The 1,451-nt window shown below is 67.8% G+C and carries 2 protein-coding genes; both read left to right on the top strand.

The features are described 5' to 3' along the window. Positions 1 to 956 (top strand): class II fructose-bisphosphate aldolase (gene fbaA / locus LQV45_RS32065; protein WP_230011551.1); only part of this gene is annotated, 956 nt, incomplete at its 5' end. Between the two features lie 2 nt (positions 957 to 958). Beyond that, positions 959 to 1,384: a DUF3151 domain-containing protein gene (locus tag LQV45_RS32060; protein WP_230011549.1), complete on the top strand. Its 426-nt coding sequence runs from the start codon at positions 959 to 961 to the stop codon at positions 1,382 to 1,384. The last annotated feature ends 67 nt before the right edge of the window (positions 1,385 to 1,451 follow it).

Below are 1,451 nucleotides of genomic sequence, written 5' to 3'. Positions count from 1 at the left end.
CCTTCCCGGCGGTCAACGTCACGTCCTCCCAGACCCTGAACGCCGCCCTGCGCGGCTTCGCCGAGGCCGAGTCCGACGGCATCGTCCAGGTCTCCACCGGCGGCGCGGCTTACTGGTCCGGCGCCGCCACCAAGGACATGGTTGCCGGCTCCCTCGGCTTTGCCGCGTTCGCCCGCGAAGTCGCGAAGAACTACGGCGTGAACGTCGCCCTGCACACGGACCACTGCCCCAAGGACAAGCTGGACGGCTTTGTGCTCCCGCTGCTCGCCGCCTCCGAGGCCGAGGTCAAGGCAGGCCGCAACCCCCTCTTCAACTCGCACATGTGGGACGGCTCCGCCGAGACCCTGCAGGAAAACCTGCGGATCGCCCGTGAACTGCTCGCGCGCACCGCCGCCGCCAAGATGATCCTCGAGGTCGAGATCGGCACCGTGGGCGGCGAGGAAGACGGCGTCGAGAACGCCATCAACGACAAGCTCTACACCACGGTCGAGGACGCCCTGGCCACCATCGACGCGCTCGGTTCCGGCGAAAACGGCCGCTACATCACGGCGCTGACCTTCGGCAACGTGCACGGCGTCTACAAGCCGGGCGGCGTCAAGCTACGCCCCGAGATCCTCAAGGACATCCAGGAACAGGTCGGCGCCAAGATCGGAAAAGCCAACCCGTTCGACCTCGTGTTCCACGGCGGCTCCGGCTCCTCGGACAAGGAAATCGCGGACGCCGTCTCCTACGGCGTCATCAAGATGAACATCGACACCGACACCCAGTACGCCTACACCCGCCCCGTGGTGGACCACATGTTCCGCAACTACGACGGCGTGCTGAAGGTCGACGGCGAGGTCGGCAACAAGAAGCTCTACGATCCCCGCGTCTGGGGCGCTTCGGCGGAGGCCGGCCTGGCCGCCCGCGTGGTCGAGGCCGCCCAGCAGCTGGGCTCCACCGGCAAGACCTTCTAGCCATGTCCGACGAGTTCCGGAAAAACCTGATGGGTCCCGAGCCCACGCTCCTGCCTGCCGAGAGCGAGATCTACCAGCATCTCGCGCTCGGCCAGGAAGCCGTGGCCCTCGTGGCGAAGCACCCCACCTCCTCGCTCCTGTGGGCCATCCTCGCCGAGGAGGCCTGGAACGAGGGCCGCACCATCGATTCCTACGCGTACTCGCGGGTCGGCTACCACCGCGGCCTGGATTCGCTGCGCCGCAACGGGTGGCGCGGCGTCGGGCCGATCCCGTGGGAGCACGAACCCAACCGCGGCTTCCTGCGCTCCCTCTACTCGCTTGGCCGTGCGTCCGCGGCGATCGGCGAGCCCGAGGAGCCGGAGCGGATCGAAAAGTTCCTGAAGGATTCCGATCCCGGCGCGAAGGCGGCCATCGAAGCCGAGGGCTGAGGCGCCGCCAAACGACGCAACGCGGGGTCACTTACGGTCCATCCCACCACGGTGGATGGGCCGTAAG

This window comes from Microbacterium sp. Bi128, assembly GCF_918698205.1.
Note: the sequence above shows the minus strand (reverse complement) of the source record. Positions and strands in the feature narration are given on the sequence as shown.

Excerpts from the sequence above, each read along its gene's own strand:
- LQV45_RS32060 (WP_230011549.1), top strand. The coding sequence starts at position 959 with ATGTCCGACGAGTTCCGGAAAAACCTGATGGGTCCCGAGCCCACGCTC.